Below are 16,954 nucleotides of genomic sequence, written 5' to 3' on the forward strand. Positions count from 1 at the left end.
TTGGATGTGATCGGATGCACGCCTAAGATTTGGCGCAGCAATCGCCAAACGGAGCTTTCCATGCCAATGACCCATGTTTCGATGCGCGCCGGCCGGCCCGCGCCATTTCGCACCGCAGTCCTGAAGAGTATTCACGAGTCGCTGCACGAGGCGCTCAGCGTTCACCCGCAAGCGTTCTTCATGACAATCACCGAGCACGAAGACGCCGACTTCCTCGCGAACACGACGTTCCCGTTCAAGCGCAGCGCGGACCTGCTGCTGGTTCAGATCACGCTGACCGCCGGCCGCAGCGCCGACGACAAGAAACGCTTCTACGAACACCTCGTCAGCAAACTGCAAGCGACGCTCGGCGTCGATCCCGCCGATGTCTTCATCAACATCATTGAAGTGGCCAGCGAAAACTGGTCGCCCGGTAACGGGATTGCCGGCCGCAATGCGGTCATTCCCGCTGCGAATTCGCGCGCAGCTTCCGCCGCCAGCTGACAGAAACGTTAGATAACCTGAAAGCCATTCTCTGGCCGCAAACCCCATCAATCTGGAGTCTTCATCATGACCAGGCCTTACGCTGTTCCTCTCTCGCCCCTTGGACTTTCGAGCATCGCGCCCCCGCCGCCGTGGCACTATTCCGGCGACTTCATCCTCGTTGAATTCTGGGCCGATCCCGCAGCGGTCGCCGCCGTGCTGCCCAAAGGTTTGAGCGCCGATCCGGCGTCGCCGGGGCATGCCACGGCGCTCTTCATCGACTGGCAATTCACCGGCAGCAACGACGAGATGCTCGACCCGGCGCGCTATCAGTACCGCGAATTTTTTATCCTCGTAGACGCGCTGCACGACGGCAAGCCGGTTTCGTATTGCCCGTACATCTTCGTGGACAACGACTCCGCGATGATGCGCGGTCTGATTCAAGGCTTCCCGAAGCGCTATGGCCAGGTGCATCAAACGCGTTCGTTCGCGGCACTGAGCCCCGCCGCCGCGCCTGTTGCCGCAGGCACGCGCTTCGCCGCCACGGCGAGCGCCGCCGGACAGCGTCTTGCCCGCGCCGAGGTCAAGCTGGAAAAGGCCATTGAAGACGTTTCGAAACTGGGCATTGCGGGCCGACCGGTTGTGAACCTGCGCTATTTCCCGCGCCTCGCCGCTGGCCAGCATGAAACACCGGCCGTGAACGAACTCGTGCTCTCCGTCATGGACAACGCGCAGATCGCTGGCGTGTGGACGGGTGAGGGCAAGCTCTCGTTCCCGGTCGCCGAAGGCGAAGAGATTTCGGATCTCCAGCCCGTACGCGTGGGCGCTGGTTTCCGCGGTTCCATGGCCTATAGCGTGACGGACCTGAAAACGCTGAGCGACAACACGAAGTAAGCGCACTAAAACAATGAGGGCCGCGGCGTGACTCCCCCGTTTGAGGGAGGGCACGCCATCTTTCGACGGATAAAATGCGGTGCATGTAAGCGGCCAGCGCCGCGCTCGAACATTGATCTGCATATTGACTGCTTCACATGGCCCTCATGATCGACATGTCCGACGAAATGCGGACCAACCAGTGGTTCAGCGCGTTACCCGCCGAAGAACAGGAAGCGCTGATCGGCAGCAGCGAACTCATCACGCTCGGCCCGGGCGAATATCTTTTCCATCGCGGCGACGCACCGAACGCCTTTTACGGCATCAAGAGCGGACGCCTCAAAGCCTCTACCGTTCGCGAAGACGGCAAGGAAGCAATCCTTGCCGTAATCGAACCGGGCAACTGGTTTGGGCAGACCTCGTTGACTAGCCGCCAACCGCGTCCGCGTGACGTCATTGCGCTCGACCGGTCGAGCCTCTTTGTCGTGAATGCCGCTGCCTTCGAGGAACTGATGCAGCGCAGCCACGCGTTCGTGCGCGCGATTGCGGAGTTGCAGTCGCTCCATATGAACTGGCTTTACCGCATGGTCGAAGACGCGACGCTGCATTCCACGCGTGCGCGCATCGCCCGCCGCCTGCTCTCGCTCGCTGCGGGCGATGTGACACTCGCGCCGCAGTGCCGCCAGGACGTGAGCCTCTCGCAGGACACGCTCGCCATGATGCTGGGCATCACGCGCCAGACGCTTTCGCTGGAACTCAAGGCGATGGCGGAAAAAGGTGCGATCACGCTTCGGTATGGCCGCATCGAAATCTTGTCGAAAGACCTCCTCTCGTCCTTTCAGGATTACCAATGATTTCGTCCACGAGCGCCCGCTGGATTCGCGGGCGCTCATGTGGTTCGCCTAGAACAGATGCCGCAAGCCCGCCGTCACGCCAAGCTGGGTGCTGCCGAAAGCCGAGCTCATCGCGTTGATGCCCTGGAACTGCGCGCCGATCATGCCGCCCCGGTACAGCGAGTAATCGACTTCGACATACGTATCCGTGCGCTTGGACCAGTTGTAGTCGGCAAGCAGCTGGAACTGCGTCGCGTTGCCGTCACCGGACTGAGCCTTGCCGGTCTGGATCGTGCGCCACACGTTCGCCGAGAGATGCGTGGCAAAGCCGATCTGCTGGCTCACACCACCAAAGAACATCTCTCGTGCGCTGAACGTATTGAATTTCAGCGCGGTCAATGCGGGCACGGAGAACGGGCCGTTAGGGAAATTGCCGACGAAGCCCGAGTCCTGCCGGTTGACCATCCAGCCTGTATTCACGGTGGTCGAGGCGAACGTGTACGAACCGCCCACGGCCCAAGATTTGAAGTGCTGGGACCCATTCACAGCGTCGCGCGAGTCGAGATAGGCGGCGGAAAAGGTCAGCGGCGCAGCGGGCAGATACAGAATGGACGCGCCAATCTGGCTACCCGCGCCGAACTGCCCCGCCTGGCCGCCAAACGCGTACGAGACCTCGGCGGTCAGGTACTGATAGCGCACCGCGTACTTGACCATGTTGCTCGTCCATACGCCCTGGGCCATCGTGACTTCCGGCCGGAACTGATAGAACGACGGTAGCCAGCGGTTCGATATGAACGACCCCAGCACGGCGTCGGCGAACGGATTGATCTGGCGTCCCATCGTCAGCTTGCCGAACGTACTCGATTGCAGGCCGACAAACGCCGTATTGAAGAACGGATAGGCCGGGTCCATTTGCCCGTTGTTCGGAAAGAAGCGATTCTCCAGGGTGAAGATGACCTTCGTCCCGCCGCCAATGTCTTCCGCGCCCTTGATGCCGAAGTGGCTTTCGCTCGCGCCGCTCAACATCTGAAACTGCGAATCGCCAGCCGGGTTCGCGTGCGTCGTATAGCGCAGGCCGGCATCGACCAGACCGTAGAGGGTCACCGACGATTGCGCAACCGCCGGAGCCGAATACAACGTAGCCGCAGAAATGGCGCCGGCCAGCACGCCCGCCGTGCGGCCTCGCGGTCTCCTTCCAACCCGGCAACTCGCTACCGAAGCGACGTTGACGGGCAATCTCCTTACCTTCCTCATTCCATGACTCCAATCTTATGTTTATGTTGTACTACGAATTAATTTGACCAGATCGACACGCGCTTTTTTTCGCGAAGATGCTGGAGGTCTCCCCCGCTCAAATTCTGTTGCGGCTCGTGGCTTTTTTATCGCCTTATCGAGGCATCGTGCCCAAGACGATAAGTTGCCCGAGAAAGCGTCGCTAAACCGTCAGAAACTTTACATTTCCGGGCGCGCGCCAATTGCAAGGAATCTTGCAGTTGGATCACGACGATTCTGGTAAGCCTTTGCGCCGGTTTTCCGCTTCCTGCAACACGCGCCACTGAACCTTGCCGCTCGCCGTGCGCGGCAAGCTATCGGCAAACGCGATCACGCGCGGAACCTTGTAGGCCGCCATGCGTTCGCGAGCCCACGCGACAATGTCGTCTTGCGTCGTACAGGCGCCGCTGCGTAGAACGATAACGGCCTTGACGGATTCGCCCCTGCGCGCGTCGTGAGTCGCGATCACGCAGGCCTCCTGCACGGCAGGATGTTCGAACAGCATGGCCTCGACCTCGGCGGGCCACACCTTGTAGCCCGATGCGTTGATCATGCGCTTGAGCCGGTCGACAACGAAGAAGTAGCCCTCGTGGTCGACATAGCCGAGATCGCCGGTGCGCAGATAGCGCCGCCCATCGATAGAAGCGAACGCGTCACGCGACGCCTGCGGCGCGTTCCAGTAGCCGTCGAACACTTGCGGCCCGCTCACGAGGATTTCGCCCGTCTCGCCTTCTCCAAGCACCTGCAGCGAATCGGGGTCGACTACGAGCGCATAGGTGTTGAAAACGGGCACGCCCATGCATTGGGGCTTGCTGCGCGTGCGTGGGTTGATGTGCGTTGCCGCCATCGTTTCGGTGAGCCCATAGCCCTCCACGTAGGCAATGCCCCAGCGCTTCTCGATCTCCTGCGCAACCGCCTGGGGCATCGCGGCTCCGCCTCCACTCAGATAGGTGATCGAGCCGAGGTCGAAGCTCGCGATGTCTGCGAGATTCAGCAGATCGATCACCATCGTCGGCACGGTGACCCATGTGCTCACGCAGTGGCGTTCGATCAGGTTCGCTGCGCATCTCGCGTCCCAGCGGGTCATGATCACCATCGTCGCGCCGATGAAGACCGGCATGTTCATGCAGTTCTGCATGCCCGTTACATGAAAAAGCGGCACGGAACACAGCATCACGCTCTCACCGGGGAGTTCGGGCCATGCGCCGCAAGAAACGGTCGAATGCATCACACTGCGGTGCGTATGGATGCATCCCTTCGGGTGCCCCGTGGTGCCGGACGTATATGGAATCACCGCCAGGTCATCGGGTCCCGCTTCGTGGGCGCGCGCAACGTATGCATGAAGTAGCGCGTCGTACCAGCGGGTAATGCTGGCATCGCTTTCGGACGGCTGTGCGTCGAGCCGCAGTTCAGGGGCAGTCAGGATATCGGGCAGCGGCAGATCCGTCTGCAAGTCTAAATAGTCGGCATAGCGCGCGGTCACGACATGGCCCACCTGGCGCCCCATGAGCGGCCGCACGTGCTCCAACAACTCTTCGCCAACAAACGCGACTCGCGCGCCACTGTCTTCGAAGATATGTTGCAGCTCGGCGGTCCGGTTCATCGGATTGACGGGCACGACGACCGCGTCCGCGCGCAGCACCGCATAGAACGCGATGACGAACTGCGGACTGTTCTGCATAAAGAGCACGACGCGCTCGCCACGACGGACTCCACAATGCTGTTGCAGGAATCCCGCCATCGTCTCCACTTCGTAGCGTAATTTCCCGTAGCTCAGGGCACTGCCGTAGTAGAGAATGGCGTCCTTCTCGGGATGACGATTCGCGCAGACTTCGAGATTCGCGTAGAGCGAGGTCTGCGGTGTAGCGAGTTGACGCAATGATGTTGCCGTCATAGGCACTCCAGACATGAAACAGGATGCCTCCGCACCTGGCGCAGTGCCCGGCGCAGAGGTTTTTCTTCACTGCGGCAGCAGTTTGCGGCTCCACTGGCCGATCGCTTCGAGCGTTTCGGCGGTCTCGGGCAAGAACGGGAACAGCGTGAAGACGTGAACGGAGTCGTCCACCATCTTTAGCGTTACGTTCGCCCCGGCGGCTTTCGCGCGCTCGGCGAAGCGCGTCGTGTCGCTTTCCAGCACTTCGCCATGCACGGCCGCGAGATAGACCGGCGGAAGATCCGTGAGATCGGCGAACAGCGGCGACACCAACGGGTCGGTCGGTTCGTGGCCCTGGAAGTAGCCCGCGACGAGATTGGTCAGCGTCTCGCGATTCGCGGCCGGGTCGTCGCCCGAATTCGCTTTCACGGAAGGGCCGCTCAACGTGAGATCCGTCATCGGGCAGATGGCGATCACGCCGGCCGGCAGCGGCAGCCCCGCGCGGCGCAGCGCAGCCGCCAGCGCCAGCGCGAGGCCGCCACCGGACGACTCGCCGCTCAGGAAGAGCGTGGCGGGATCGACGCCTGCGGCGAGCAGGCCGCGATACGCGCTGAACGCATCGTCGATGGCCGCCGGATACGGATGCTCGGGTGCGAGGCGATAGTCGACCGTGTAGCACGGGCCATTCAGCGCATGCGAAAGACGGCTTGCGTACTCCACAGAACTGTTAGCAGAACCAAGCACATAGCCGCCGCCATGAAAATGCAGCACGGCGGCCTGACTCCCGGCGCCAACGGCTGCCACACGCAGCGAGCGCACGCCGTCGAGATCGACTTCTTTCGCCTGGGTGCTCGCCGGTGTGGGGAATTGCCCCAGCAGGAAGCGCTCGTACGCGGCGTGCTGGCCGCGGTCCCCGCGCGCCACATCATCGGGCGTAAAGACGCCCTTCCAGAGATCGAACGCACGCTGGCTCTCGGCGCGCTCCATGCGCTTGCCTTCACGCGCCGCGCTCAGGCCCACCACCTCGCCCGGCGGCAATTTGGCCGCCGCGATGATGTCGTGCCCCCAGGCGAACGACCACGAAATTTCGCCCAGCGGATCGATGCGCGAAAGCCCCTTGAGCCGCCCGTTGCGCTGACGCACGCGCGCCGCGTCGGGCTCGTGCGCCCAGTCGACCACGTAGCGCGCGCCCGCCTGAATGCGCTTCGTGCGCGGCTGGCGACGCCGTTCGTATTCGAGCAGCGCGTCCTGCACACCGGCGCTGCCGTGATTCTTGAGGCAAGTGGCGAGCACCCATGCGTCCTCGATCGACTGGCAGGCGCCTTGTGCGAGATACGGCACCATCGCGTGCGCGGCGTCGCCGAGCAGCGCGATGCGGCCCGTCGTCCAGCTCTCGATCGGATCGCGGTGATACATGCCGGTGATGAACGTGCTGTCCACCTGAGCCAGCATCTTCTGCACCGTCGGCTCGCAGCCCTCGAACGAGCGTCGCAGTTGCTCGACATCGCCCGACTGCGTCCACGACTCGCGGCTCACTTCGGTTGCCGGCACGGAGGCGAGAATGCTGTACAGGTCCTTGCGAACCCAGTACGACACGATATTGCGGCCCACGCCAAACCAGTTGTTGCCCGCCACCGGCAGGTTCAGCCCTTCGAGCCGGTCGGCGGGGATCAGCGAGCGCCACATCAGGATATTGGCGAACTGCTTCTCCTCCGGCCCGCGCAAGGCCGTGCGCACGGCCGAATGAATGCCGTCCGCGCCGATCACCACGTCGCCGCGGATCACCTCGCCGTTCTTCAGCGTGACCCAGGCGCTCTCCTCGTCCTGCGAAACCGATTCGCACTCCGCACCAAGGCGCACCACGCCCGGCGGCAACGCCTTCGCGAGCAGGTCGATCAAGTCGGCGCGGTGAATGTTGTAGAGCAACGCCCCGTAGCGCGCCTCGGCTTCCTTGCCGAGCGGGGCATAGTAAAGACGCCGTCCCGTCGACAACTCGAGGTAATCGAAGCCTGCCGGCACCGTCGCGACGCTCGCCACGGCGCGTTCGAGCCCCAGTTCACGCAGCACGATCGTGCCGTTGGCGGCGATCTGCACGCCTGCCCCGACCTCGGTCAACTGCGGAGCACGCTCCAGTACAATCGGCTCGATCCCTTGATGCAACAAGGCCAGCGCCGTGGTGAGGCCGCCGATGCCGCCTCCTGCAATTACGACTTTCATGCTAAGTTTCTCCTACCGGGTTAGTTAACCCAGTGTAGTTAGTTATCTCGATACGGTAAAGTAATGACGACACCAGGAAAACCCCTTAGATCGGACGGCGCCGAGACGCGAACGCGCCTGAAAGAGGAGGCGCAGCGGCTGTTCGCGCTGCGCGGGCTGGAGGGGGTGTCCGTGCAGGACATCATTTCGGCGGCGGGTCAGCGCAATAGCGCCTCGCTGCGCTACTACTTCGGGAACAAGCTCGAGCTGGCGCGCGAACTGGTCGTGGATGGCGCGCGCCTGATCGACGAGGATCGCCAGGCGCGGGTGGACAAGCTGGAAGCGGAAGGCGCGCTGAGCGTGCGCGCCGTATTGGGGGCGTTGCTCTTTCCGATGCTCGAACTGGCCGATCGAACGGGCCAGCCGACCTATATCCGCATGATCGCCAACCTGCAGTTGAACGATCGCGCGTTCCTGCGCGAGGCACTCGAAAACACGTGGAATGCGGGCTATCAGCGCTGCAATGCGCTGCTGCGGGACCTGCTGCCCGAGATCGATCCGGCGATCGTCGACCACCGGCTGTCGCTCGTCGGCATCTATGGCAATGCCGCGCTGGCCGCCTGGGAGGCAAGCCGGGACAGCGGCGAGCCGGGGCGGCTCTGGGCCCCCGGCTACGCCGTGTCGAACTTGATGGATACCTTCGAAGGCATGCTCGTTGCGCGGCCTTCGGAGGAAACGCAATCGCTGTTGGGCGAGTCCAAAAGCAATCGCGAGACAGCTCGTTAGCGCGTCAGATACGGGCTTTCGTGGCCCGGTTCATAGGGCCGCGCCTTGACCTCCATGCGCGCAATGCTCTGAAGATGCACCTCGTCCGGGCCATCGGCGAACTTCAGTGCACGCCCCCACGTCCAGCTGTCCGCGAGCGGCGTGTCGGGGCTCAGGCCCATCGCGCCGAAGGTCTGGATCGCCCGCTCGCAGACGGCGGTGTGCACGCTCGGCACGAGCGCCTTGATCATCGAGATTTCCTTGCGCGCTTCCTTCGCGCCCACGTTGTCGATCATCCACGCGGCCTTCAGCACGAAGAGCCTCGCCTGATCGATTTCGATACGCGATTTCGCGATCCATTCACCCACCGTGCCCTGCTGATAAAGCTTCTTGCCGAACGCCGTGCGCGCCTGCGCGCGTTCGATCATCAGCTCGAGCGCCAGTTCGGCGGCGCCGATCGAACGCATGCAGTGGTGAATGCGTCCCGGCCCCAAGCGCGCCTGAGCGAGCGCGAAGCCGCTGCCCTCTTCGCCGAGCAGATTCGAGCGTGGCACGCGCACGCCCTTGAATTCGATCTCGCAGTGGCCTTCCGGCGCCGTGTGATTGACCACCGTGATATTGCGGATGATCGTCACGCCCGGCGTGTCGCGCGGCACGAGAACCATGCTTTGCTGACGGTGCGCGGGCGCGTCCGGGTCCGTCTTGCCCATGACGATGAAGATCTGGCAATTCGGGTGCGCGGCGTTCGTGATGAACCACTTGCGGCCATCGATCACATAGTCGTCGCCATCGAGGCGAATGGACGTGGTGATGTTGGTCGCGTCCGAGGAGGCGACCGCGGGTTCCGTCATCGCAAACGCCGAGCGGATCTTGCCGTCGAGCAGCGGCTCGAGCCACTTCTTGCGTTGCGCCGGCGTGGCAAACATGTGGAGCAGCTCCATGTTGCCCGTATCCGGCGCGTTGCAGTTGAATACTTCGGAGGCCCAGGAAACACGCCCCATGATTTCGGCAAGCGGCGCGTACTCGAGATTGGTTAGCCGCGTGCCCGGTTCGTCGTCGCGCAGATGCGGCAGGAACAGGTTCCAGAGACCTTCCGCACGCGCCTTTTCCTTCAGTTCCTCCATGAAGGAGACGGGATATTGTCCCGCGCTCACTTCTTCATGCCATTGGTGAATGCGCGGCACGATATGCGTGTCCATGAACGCGCGCACCTGTGTGCACAGCGCTTCGACCTTCGGGCTATAGGCAAAGTCCATTTTGCTCTTCCTTCAATACAGGTGTATGTCGTGCGGCGCGAGCCTCGGTGACGCGCGCCGCTCCATGGTCAGATCGTCAGGCCGCCGTCGACGACGATGCACTCGCCGTTGGTGTAGCTCGCCGCATCGGAGACGAGATACAGCACGGTGCCGGCCATTTCGCGAGGCTCCGCATGTCGGCGCAGCGGAATCTTCGCCATCCAGCTCTCGTACAGGGCCTCGTCCGCGAACAGGGCGCCTGCGAATTTCGTTTTGGTGAGGCCGGGCAGCAAGGCGTTCACGCGGATGCCGAGCGGGCCGCACTCCTTGGCGAACGCGCGCGTCATGTTGACCACGGCGGCCTTCGTGATCGAATAGATGCCTTGCTTGTCGCCGGGTTGCAGCGCATTGACGGAAGCCGTGTTGACGATCGCGCCGCCGCCGTGCTCGCGCATCAGCTTGCCCGCTTCGACCGACATGAAGAAGTAGCCACGCAAGTTGACCTCCACCGTCTTTTCGAAGGACGAAAGATCGGTGTCGAGAATGTGGCCGAAATACGGATTCGCCGCCGCGTTGTTCACGAGGATGTCCAGCCTTCCGTGCTGTTTGCGGATGTGCTGGAACACGCCTTGAATGTCGTCGAGACGCCCCACGTGGCACGGATACGCCTCGGCGCTGCCGCCCGTCTCCCTGATCTCGCGCGCCACGCTCTCGCAGTCATCGAGTTTGCGGCTCGAAACGATCACATGAGCGCCCTGTTCTGCAAGCAGCTTCGCGATTTCTTCGCCAATGCCACGGCTCGCGCCCGTAACCAGTGCAATCTTGCCGGTCAGATCGAACAAATTAGTAGTCACAACTGTCTCCTCAATGTATCCGCGCGTACGCGTCAAACGCCAGCCGTCAGATGACGTCGACGCCCATCCTCGCCAGCGAGCCGGCCATTTCACCGACCTGGCGCGCCTTCTCGTTCGATGCGTTGCCGCCCAGCGCACGCTTTTTCACGCCCTGCGCGATGGCGGCGAGCCGGAAGAAGCTGAACGCGAGGTAAAAATTCCAGTTCTCGATCGATGCAATGCCCCGCAAGCTGCAATACCGCTCGACGATCGCGGCCTCGTCCGGCACGCCAAGCGCTGCCCGGTCCAGCCCCGCGAGACCGCCGATATGCCCTTTCGGCGGCAGCCGCAGGCACATGCAGAAGTACGCGAGGTCGGCGAGCGGGTTGCCGAGCGTGGAGAGTTCCCAGTCGAGCACGGCGCGAACTTTCGGCGTACCGCGGTGGAAAATCAGGTTGTCGATGCGAAAGTCGCCGTGCACGAGCGCGGGCTTGCCCGCTTCGGCCGGACAGTGCGCGGGCAGCCAGTCGATCAGCGCTTCCATGGCGTCGAGTTCATCGGTCTGCGCCGCGCGATATTGTTTGGTCCACACGTCGACCTGGCGCGAGAAGTAGTTGCCCGCGCGGCCATAGTCGGCGAGTCCAACGGCCTCGACGTCCACGTCGTGCAGCGACGCCATCGTGCCGATCAGCGCGTCGTAGACGGCGCCGCGTTCTCCTGCGGCCAATGCGGGCAGGGACGGGTCCCAGTAGATTTCGCCGTCTTCGAAGCTCATCACGTAGAACAGGCTGCCGATCACGTCGCGGTCCTCGCACAGGTGCAAGGCCCGCGCAACGGGAACCGGCGTATCGCCAAGCGCGCTCAGCACGCGGAATTCGCGGTCCACGGCATGCGCCGACTTGAGCAGTTCACCCGGCGGCTGACGCCGCAGCACATAGCGGCCGCTTTGCGCTTCGAGAAGAAACGTGGGGTTCGACTGTCCGCCAGCAAACTTCTCGACGGTCATGGGCCCCTGAAAGCCGGGCACGTGCGCGGCCAGATAGGGCGTGAGCGCGTCGACATCGAACTGAAGACTTGCATTCATCATGGAGCGGGCATCCGGATTCGAGTCAACCATAGGTGACGAGTTCGCGCCGCTCAGCCTGGTCGAGGTGCGGCAAGGTGTTGAAGGTGACCAGCGACACGGCGCTGTCGTTGAAGACGTACTGGCTCACGCTGCTGTTGCGGATCTGCATGTTGAGCGCGATGGCGGCCGCGGCGCTCGCCTGCAGAATCTGCTGCGTGAAGACGGCGATCGGGCCGCCCGAACTCACCACCAGCACGCGCTTGCCGCCCGCGCGTTGAATGGCAAGACGCGCGCGCTCGACGCGTGCCTGGAACTGCCCCCAGGTCTCGGGAACGCGCCCGGGCAGCTTATCCTCGGACCAAAGCTGCAGGACCTGCTTGAGCCCTTTGTAGAAGTCCTTCTTCGAGCCTTCGGCCTGCAGGCCGGGCGCGAGACCGCTCTCGCCGAGCGCGGCAAAGAGGGCGCCAAAATCGTACTCGTTCAGATCCGCGTCCTGCACGATCTCCACCGGCGCGCCGCCCATCGCCGTGAGCAACGCGTCGGCCGTTTGCGCGTGCCGCCGCATCGTGCCGATCACGACGCGATCGAACGTCAGGCCTGCCTGCGCGTAGTATTCGCCCAGCCAGCGCGACTGGGTGCCCCCAGCCGATGAAAGCTCGTCATAGTTTTCAGCGCCGAAAGACGCCTGCCCATGCCGTACCAGATAGAGTTCCGCCATGCCAACCTCGCTTGAACATGACTGCAACCATACCGGGGCGCGAAGTATTCAGGAAATTTATTCTTGTGATACTGCGGCATAACGATTCGTGACACCCGGGCTACTGCCGCTGCTTGCGCATGAGACGGCCGATCTGCTCGCGCAGCCAGCGATGCGCGGGGTCAGCGGTTACGCTGCGGTGCCAGTAGCCATGCGTCTCGAGATCGGGAAGATCGAACGGCAGCGCCAGGATGCGCGCGTCATAGCGCTTGAGCAACATGAGCGGCGCGGTCAGCACGAGGTCGGTGCGCATCGCGATCAGGGGCGCGACGAGGTAGTGCTGGACGCGGGTCTGGATCGTGCGCCTCACGCCCAGCTTGTTGAGTTCCGTGTCGACGAGGCCGGGCCCCTGCCGGCGGCTCGACACGTGAATATGGCCAAAGCGCAGGTAGTCGTCGATCGTCAGCTTCTTCTTCGCGAACGGATGCTCGTTGCGCACCATGCACGCGTAACGGTCGCTGCCGAGCGGCTCCTGTTCGAGGTACGGGTCGTCGATGAGGGGCGCGTCGATCGCCAGATGGACTGCGCCGCTCGCGAGCGCTTCGGGCACGTCGCGGCGGGTCGTGAAGTAGCTTTCGATACGGATGCCGGGCGCGAGGCGCTGCAGCACGTCTTCGAGCGCGGGCAACAGCAGCGCCTCGGTCAGGTCGTTCATGCTGAGCCGGAAGGTCCGCTGAGACGAAGCCGGATCGAAACGCTCACCGGCATGGGTGCTCGAATCGAGCAACTGAAGCGCCTCACGCACGCGGCCGATGATGTTCTCGGAAACCGGCGTGGGCATCATGCCGGCCGGCGTGCTGACAAAGAGCGGATCGTCGAATGCCTTGCGCATGCGCGCGAGCGCGTTGCTCACGGCGGGCTGCGTGATGAACAGCAGTTCCGCTGCGCGCGTGAGGTTGCGCGTTCGATAGACGGCTTCGAAAACGACGAAGAGATTTAAATCGACTTTGGATGGGCGCATAGCCCGAGCCTAACCGCCCGGTCGCAATGCCGTCAATCGAGGGCGTGATCGGGAGCCCTGCATCGCATGACGTCGTGACCGCGAGTGGCAAGCACCTCGCGGCTGCCCGAGCTGAACGTGGATCAGCCGCTGGGCAAGTTCGTCATCCCCCTGCGAGTCGCTCCTGTTCAGTCGGCAAGCCGCCGCGCGCCCCCCCGGCGTATGATTTCCCCCAATGATGCATGAGGGCCCTTCGCCATGAGCACGGGATATCAACACACCGGCCGCCTGCTCGATCTCGACGCCGTGCAGGCCTTCGTGCTGGTGGCCGATCTCAGCAGCTTCACGCGGGCGGCCGAGGTGCAGGACACCACGCAGTCGGCCATCAGCCTGAAAATCAAGCGGCTCGAGGAACGGCTCGGCAAGCGCTTGCTGGAACGAACACCCCGGCACATTCAACTGCTGCCCGAAGGCGTGGCGTTTCTCTCTGCCGCGCGCGAGTTGCTGAGCGCACATGACCGCGCGTTGGCCAGCGACGTTCGCGAGCAGCGCAGCCTGCGCCTTGGCATCATCGATCACACCGCTGCGGAAGAGTTGATTCCGCTGCTTGCGCGCGTATCGAGCCACGACCCGACCTTGCGTGTGGAAGTGCGCATCGGCGCTTCGAGCGAGATGCTCGAAGCGTACGACGCCGGCGAACTCGACGCTGCCTACGCGCGGCGCGACCCGGCGCGGCGCGATGCGGAGCGCCTCTTCGTCGAGCACTGCGCATGGTTCGCGGCGCCGCAGTGGTCGCCCAACCCGGATGAGCCGTTGCGCGTGGCTTCGCTATCCGCGCCTTGCGGAGTGCGCGCCAACGCGCTCAAAGCGCTGGACGAAGCCGGCATCCCATGGACAGAGGTGTTCGTCGGCGGCGGTATCGGCACGGTTGGCGCGGCCGTCATGGCAGGACTCGCTGTGGCGCCGTTGACGAGACGAGGACGGCCGCCGCGCGCGGTGGACGTGGGCAGCCGCTTCGGATTGCCGCCGCTCGCACCGATCGAAATCGCGGTCTACACGCGCGTACGCGACGCGTCCTTGAAAGAAGCCATTCGCATTTTTGGCGCCGCGCTGCGCAATGCGAATACGCGCTTCTGAAGGCAGGGGTCAGAACTTCTGCTGCAAGCCGACCATCACGCCAAGCTGGTTCATGCCGGTCGCGACCGTGCCGCCAGCCGCGACCGAGTTCGCGGCCTGTGCACTGTTGAACATGTAGCCCACCGACGTGTACACCATGGTGCGCTTCGAGAACAGGTAATTCACGCGCCCGATGAGTAGCGTCGAGTTAGCGTCCTTCGCGCCCTGAGAGCCGCGCTGAAGATAGCGCACGCCCTGCGTGTCGAAGAAAAACGCGGGCGTGACATAGTACGTGGCCCCCGCAAAGAAGATATCGGTCTGCAAATGGGTGGCGGCCGCGAGGTTGTTCCTGATCCACCCGAAACCGATCTTCGCCGAGCCCAATATCACGTAACCATCGACGATGTTGTGCGTATCCGTGTAGCGGCTGTTGTTCAGCGGCGCCGTTGCGCCCGCGCCGCCGCGCAATACGTCATACGAGGCCGCCACGCCAAAGCTTGCCGAATCGTATGCGAGGAGCGCCGTATATTGACGGCACGCCAGCATATTGCCTGGAACCTGCCCGGGGCAGTTGGTTGCACTGGGTCCGGCTGGGCCCGCGGCGTCGCGGCCGAAGCTGTAAGTGCCGCCAATCGTGACGCCGTGGAATTTGCCCATATAGCCAATCGCGTTATCGCTGCGGGCGTTCGGCAAATAGGAATCGAAGACGCTGAGCGAATGAATCGACGGGCCGATCACATCCGCGTTGAACAGCGCGTACATCGTCATGCCCATCTGCCTGCCGAGCGTGATCGAGCCGTAGTCGCTGCTGATCCCTACGTTCGACTGAATGCCGAAGAGCCGGCCGCCGTAATTCAACGTGCCGTTGGTGGGCTGAAAGCCGTTCTCCAGCACGAAGAAGGTCTTGAATCCGCCGCCCAGGTCCTCAGTGCCCTTTAGGCCCCAGCGCGAAGGCAGCCGCCCGGTCAGCGAAGCCATGCCGACGAACGTCCCGCCGCTGGCCGTCGCATGGTTATAGTACGAGAGGCCCGTATCGATAATTCCATAAAGCGTGACGCTGCTCTGTGCATGCGCGAGCCCTGTCACCGCGACCAGCAACGCGGCACTCCACTTCATCTTCATGACGTTCTTGTCTCCAGGTTCGGCAATGTTTCGCCGTATTTATTTGGATTACTTAGTAATTGCTCGAATACCTTCTCAATGATCTACGACTCATGACGATTGCGAGACGATTGTGCTAGCCTCGGCTCGCAATCGGCGCCAGCACGTCAGTCGAAATACATCAAATCGCCATCATCGCCGTTGAACGCTTTCCACGCCGGCAAGCCCGCGCCATTCGGATTACCGGACTCCACAAAATTCAGAAAGTGACTCTGAATTCGGGCCGACAACGCGCGGCTGCGCGGCTCGTCGATGCCTTCGAGCATGGGTGCCTCAATCCAGTTTTCGAAGTTGCCAAAGAAGAACGGCAATTCAAGGCAATGGCAAGCGCCCACATCCGGCTGTGGAGAGGGAAAATCGAACCGATAGGCGAATACGCCGCTTCCCGCTTCGGCCATGCGCTTTGCGAAACGCCGCGTTGGCCCCACGATCAGCTTTTCTGAGCTCAACTCGACCAACGCGGCATAAGGCTTCCGCTCAAACCGGCCTTCGGCCACGCTCTCGTACCGAGCTTCCGCATCGTCGCCGAATTCGTCCTTGAACTTCTGCAGGGCCTGTTCCTGCGTCGCTCCGAGGAGCGCAGGATTGCTCGCAAAAAAACTGCCAGACTCATCGCGTGTCCAGCCTATGAAGACCGGTTTGCCGCCGAAGCGCTCCCGCGCGTGCGCCCCGGGGTCTGCTGGCACCCTGCCGCTGGCGACCGACATGAAAGCGATGGGAACCTCGGCAAACGTCGCCACGGCGCCAGTCAGCCGGGTTTGTGCTTGCAGGATGTCCTCGACAGGCATCGTGAGCAGGTCCTCGCCGGTTGTAGCTATACCAGCGGTTTCGCACAACTGCTCCGCAATCGTCTGTGCTTTAGACGGCGCCATCGGCTGAAGGCCTGGATAGCTGAGCATGGCAATCGCCTTCACCAGCCCATGGGTCGACGGCATCGAGGCCAGAAGCTGCGCGAACCAGGCGCCCGCCGACTGGCCCGCTACGACAATGGAATCCGGGTCGCCGCCGAAACTGGCGATGTTCTTCCTGACCCACTGAAGCGCCTGTTCGAGATCCGAAACGGCGAGATTGCCCGCCGATATGCCCTCCATATAGAGGTTGCCCAGCACGCCGAGCCGATAGTTCATCGTCACGACCACCGCGCGGCCGAGACTGGCGAGCGATTCGCCCGAGTAGCATGGCAGCGCCCCGCCAGTCATGAACCCACCGCCGTGGATCCAGAACACGACCGGCAATTTTCCAGTGAGATCGGGCGTGAAAACGTTCAGCCTGAAAGCATCTTCGGACTGCTCAACGCCTCGGGCCGTCGGTCCCATGACGAAATCCAGGCGGCTTGGCAATTGAGGAAAGACTGGGCCAGGTCGGGTAGAATTTCGCTGACCGTTCCAGCGCGGCGGTTCTGTGGCGTGCTGAAAGCGCCCGCCATTCGCTGCGTAGGGAATATCGAAGAATGTGTGAACATTATCGTTGGTCACGCCTTCGAGTACGCCCTGCTCGCATTGGGCAAGTACGGTGCCCTTCATGTAGCCTCCTTTGTCTTGCGCACTCGCGCACATAGGTTTATCGCATCCG

General features: G+C 62.9%; 15 protein-coding genes. 5 read left to right on the forward strand and 10 right to left on the reverse strand.

Translation table 11 applies throughout. From position 1 onward, the window contains the following. The first annotated feature begins 60 nt into the window (after positions 1-60). The 3 genes from U5A58_RS17985 (at position 61) to U5A58_RS17995 (ending at position 2,189) form a co-directional block, all read left to right on the forward strand. Positions 61-483, forward strand: a complete 423-nt coding sequence (locus tag U5A58_RS17985; protein WP_321962455.1) for a tautomerase family protein — start codon at positions 61-63, stop codon at positions 481-483. A 66-nt stretch (positions 484-549) separates the two neighbouring features. Continuing rightward, positions 550-1,356, forward strand: a complete 807-nt coding sequence (locus tag U5A58_RS17990) for an acetoacetate decarboxylase family protein (RefSeq protein ID WP_321962456.1) — start codon at positions 550-552, stop codon at positions 1,354-1,356. A gap of 137 nt (positions 1,357-1,493) precedes the next feature. Continuing rightward, positions 1,494-2,189, forward strand: a complete 696-nt coding sequence (locus tag U5A58_RS17995) for a Crp/Fnr family transcriptional regulator (RefSeq protein WP_321962457.1) — start codon at positions 1,494-1,496, stop codon at positions 2,187-2,189. Positions 2,190-2,237: 48 nt separating this feature from the next. On the opposite strand, the gene U5A58_RS18000 is transcribed toward U5A58_RS17995, so the two are convergent. From U5A58_RS18000 to U5A58_RS18010, 3 genes are all read right to left on the reverse strand, one after another. Continuing rightward, on the reverse strand, positions 2,238-3,335 hold the full coding sequence (locus U5A58_RS18000; protein ID WP_321962554.1) for a porin: 1,098 nt from the start codon (positions 3,333-3,335) through the stop codon (positions 2,238-2,240). A gap of 331 nt (positions 3,336-3,666) precedes the next feature. Continuing rightward, positions 3,667-5,334: a long-chain-fatty-acid--CoA ligase gene (locus U5A58_RS18005; RefSeq protein ID WP_321962458.1), complete on the reverse strand. Its 1,668-nt coding sequence runs from the start codon at positions 5,332-5,334 to the stop codon at positions 3,667-3,669. Between the two features lie 66 nt (positions 5,335-5,400). Continuing rightward, a complete protein-coding gene (locus tag U5A58_RS18010) occupies positions 5,401-7,530 on the reverse strand; it encodes an alpha/beta hydrolase fold domain-containing protein (protein ID WP_321962459.1) in 2,130 nt (709 codons plus the stop codon). Between the two features lie 63 nt (positions 7,531-7,593). Between U5A58_RS18010 and U5A58_RS18015 the strand changes: the two genes are divergently transcribed. Next, the gene (locus tag U5A58_RS18015; protein WP_321962460.1) at positions 7,594-8,295 is read left to right on the forward strand and encodes a TetR/AcrR family transcriptional regulator; all 702 of its coding nucleotides are present in this window, start codon (positions 7,594-7,596) and stop codon (positions 8,293-8,295) included. Here the strand turns inward: U5A58_RS18015 and U5A58_RS18020 are convergent. The 5 genes from U5A58_RS18020 to U5A58_RS18040 form a co-directional block, all read right to left on the reverse strand. After that, positions 8,292-9,530 carry an acyl-CoA dehydrogenase family protein gene (locus U5A58_RS18020; RefSeq protein WP_321962461.1) on the reverse strand — a complete coding sequence of 413 codons (1,239 nt, stop codon included), beginning with the start codon at positions 9,528-9,530 and terminating at the stop codon, positions 8,292-8,294. The genes U5A58_RS18015 and U5A58_RS18020 overlap by 4 nt on opposite strands. Before the next feature lie 68 nt (positions 9,531-9,598). Beyond that, on the reverse strand, positions 9,599-10,363 hold the full coding sequence (locus U5A58_RS18025) for an SDR family oxidoreductase (RefSeq protein ID WP_321962462.1): 765 nt from the start codon (positions 10,361-10,363) through the stop codon (positions 9,599-9,601). A 46-nt stretch (positions 10,364-10,409) separates the two neighbouring features. After that, complete coding sequence (locus tag U5A58_RS18030) at positions 10,410-11,429, reverse strand: phosphotransferase (RefSeq protein ID WP_321962463.1); 1,020 nt, start codon at positions 11,427-11,429, stop codon at positions 10,410-10,412. A gap of 22 nt (positions 11,430-11,451) precedes the next feature. Further along, complete coding sequence (locus tag U5A58_RS18035; RefSeq protein WP_321962464.1) at positions 11,452-12,126, reverse strand: histidine phosphatase family protein; 675 nt, start codon at positions 12,124-12,126, stop codon at positions 11,452-11,454. A gap of 100 nt (positions 12,127-12,226) precedes the next feature. Further along, the gene (locus U5A58_RS18040; protein WP_321909583.1) at positions 12,227-13,126 is read right to left on the reverse strand and encodes a LysR family transcriptional regulator; all 900 of its coding nucleotides are present in this window, start codon (positions 13,124-13,126) and stop codon (positions 12,227-12,229) included. Positions 13,127-13,363: 237 nt separating this feature from the next. Between U5A58_RS18040 and U5A58_RS18045 the strand changes: the two genes are divergently transcribed. Next, on the forward strand, positions 13,364-14,242 hold the full coding sequence (locus U5A58_RS18045) for a LysR family transcriptional regulator (protein WP_321909585.1): 879 nt from the start codon (positions 13,364-13,366) through the stop codon (positions 14,240-14,242). 9 nt (positions 14,243-14,251) lie between these two features. Here the strand turns inward: U5A58_RS18045 and U5A58_RS18050 are convergent, their stop codons facing one another. Continuing rightward, the gene (locus tag U5A58_RS18050; RefSeq protein ID WP_321962465.1) at positions 14,252-15,343 is read right to left on the reverse strand and encodes a porin; all 1,092 of its coding nucleotides are present in this window, start codon (positions 15,341-15,343) and stop codon (positions 14,252-14,254) included. A gap of 146 nt (positions 15,344-15,489) precedes the next feature. Continuing rightward, positions 15,490-16,905, reverse strand: coding sequence for a carboxylesterase/lipase family protein (locus U5A58_RS18055; protein WP_321962466.1), 1,416 nt, complete (start codon positions 16,903-16,905; stop codon positions 15,490-15,492). Positions 16,906-16,954 lie beyond the last annotated feature (49 nt).

Origin of the sequence: Paraburkholderia sp. J7 (assembly GCF_905220155.1) — a bacterium.
Taxonomy (GTDB): Bacteria; Pseudomonadota; Gammaproteobacteria; order Burkholderiales; family Burkholderiaceae; genus Paraburkholderia.

Bases quoted from the DNA above. Each gene is read 5' to 3' on its own strand.
- U5A58_RS18005 (WP_321962458.1), bottom strand. From the start codon at position 5,334: ATGACGGCAACATCATTGCGTCAACTCGCTACACCGCAGACCTCGCTC.
- U5A58_RS17995 (WP_321962457.1), top strand. From the start codon at position 1,494: ATGGCCCTCATGATCGACATGTCCGACGAAATGCGGACCAACCAGTGG.
- U5A58_RS18035 (WP_321962464.1), bottom strand. From the start codon at position 12,126: ATGGCGGAACTCTATCTGGTACGGCATGGGCAGGCGTCTTTCGGCGCT.
- U5A58_RS18055 (WP_321962466.1), bottom strand. From the start codon at position 16,905: ATGAAGGGCACCGTACTTGCCCAATGCGAGCAGGGCGTACTCGAAGGC.
- U5A58_RS18015 (WP_321962460.1), top strand. From the start codon at position 7,594: ATGACGACACCAGGAAAACCCCTTAGATCGGACGGCGCCGAGACGCGA.
- U5A58_RS18040 (WP_321909583.1), bottom strand. From the start codon at position 13,126: ATGCGCCCATCCAAAGTCGATTTAAATCTCTTCGTCGTTTTCGAAGCC.
- U5A58_RS18010 (WP_321962459.1), bottom strand. From the start codon at position 7,530: ATGAAAGTCGTAATTGCAGGAGGCGGCATCGGCGGCCTCACCACGGCG.
- U5A58_RS18050 (WP_321962465.1), bottom strand. From the start codon at position 15,343: ATGAAGATGAAGTGGAGTGCCGCGTTGCTGGTCGCGGTGACAGGGCTC.
- U5A58_RS18030 (WP_321962463.1), bottom strand. From the start codon at position 11,429: ATGATGAATGCAAGTCTTCAGTTCGATGTCGACGCGCTCACGCCCTAT.
- U5A58_RS17990 (WP_321962456.1), top strand. From the start codon at position 550: ATGACCAGGCCTTACGCTGTTCCTCTCTCGCCCCTTGGACTTTCGAGC.
- U5A58_RS18020 (WP_321962461.1), bottom strand. From the start codon at position 9,530: ATGGACTTTGCCTATAGCCCGAAGGTCGAAGCGCTGTGCACACAGGTG.
- U5A58_RS18045 (WP_321909585.1), top strand. From the start codon at position 13,364: ATGAGCACGGGATATCAACACACCGGCCGCCTGCTCGATCTCGACGCC.
- U5A58_RS17985 (WP_321962455.1), top strand. From the start codon at position 61: ATGCCAATGACCCATGTTTCGATGCGCGCCGGCCGGCCCGCGCCATTT.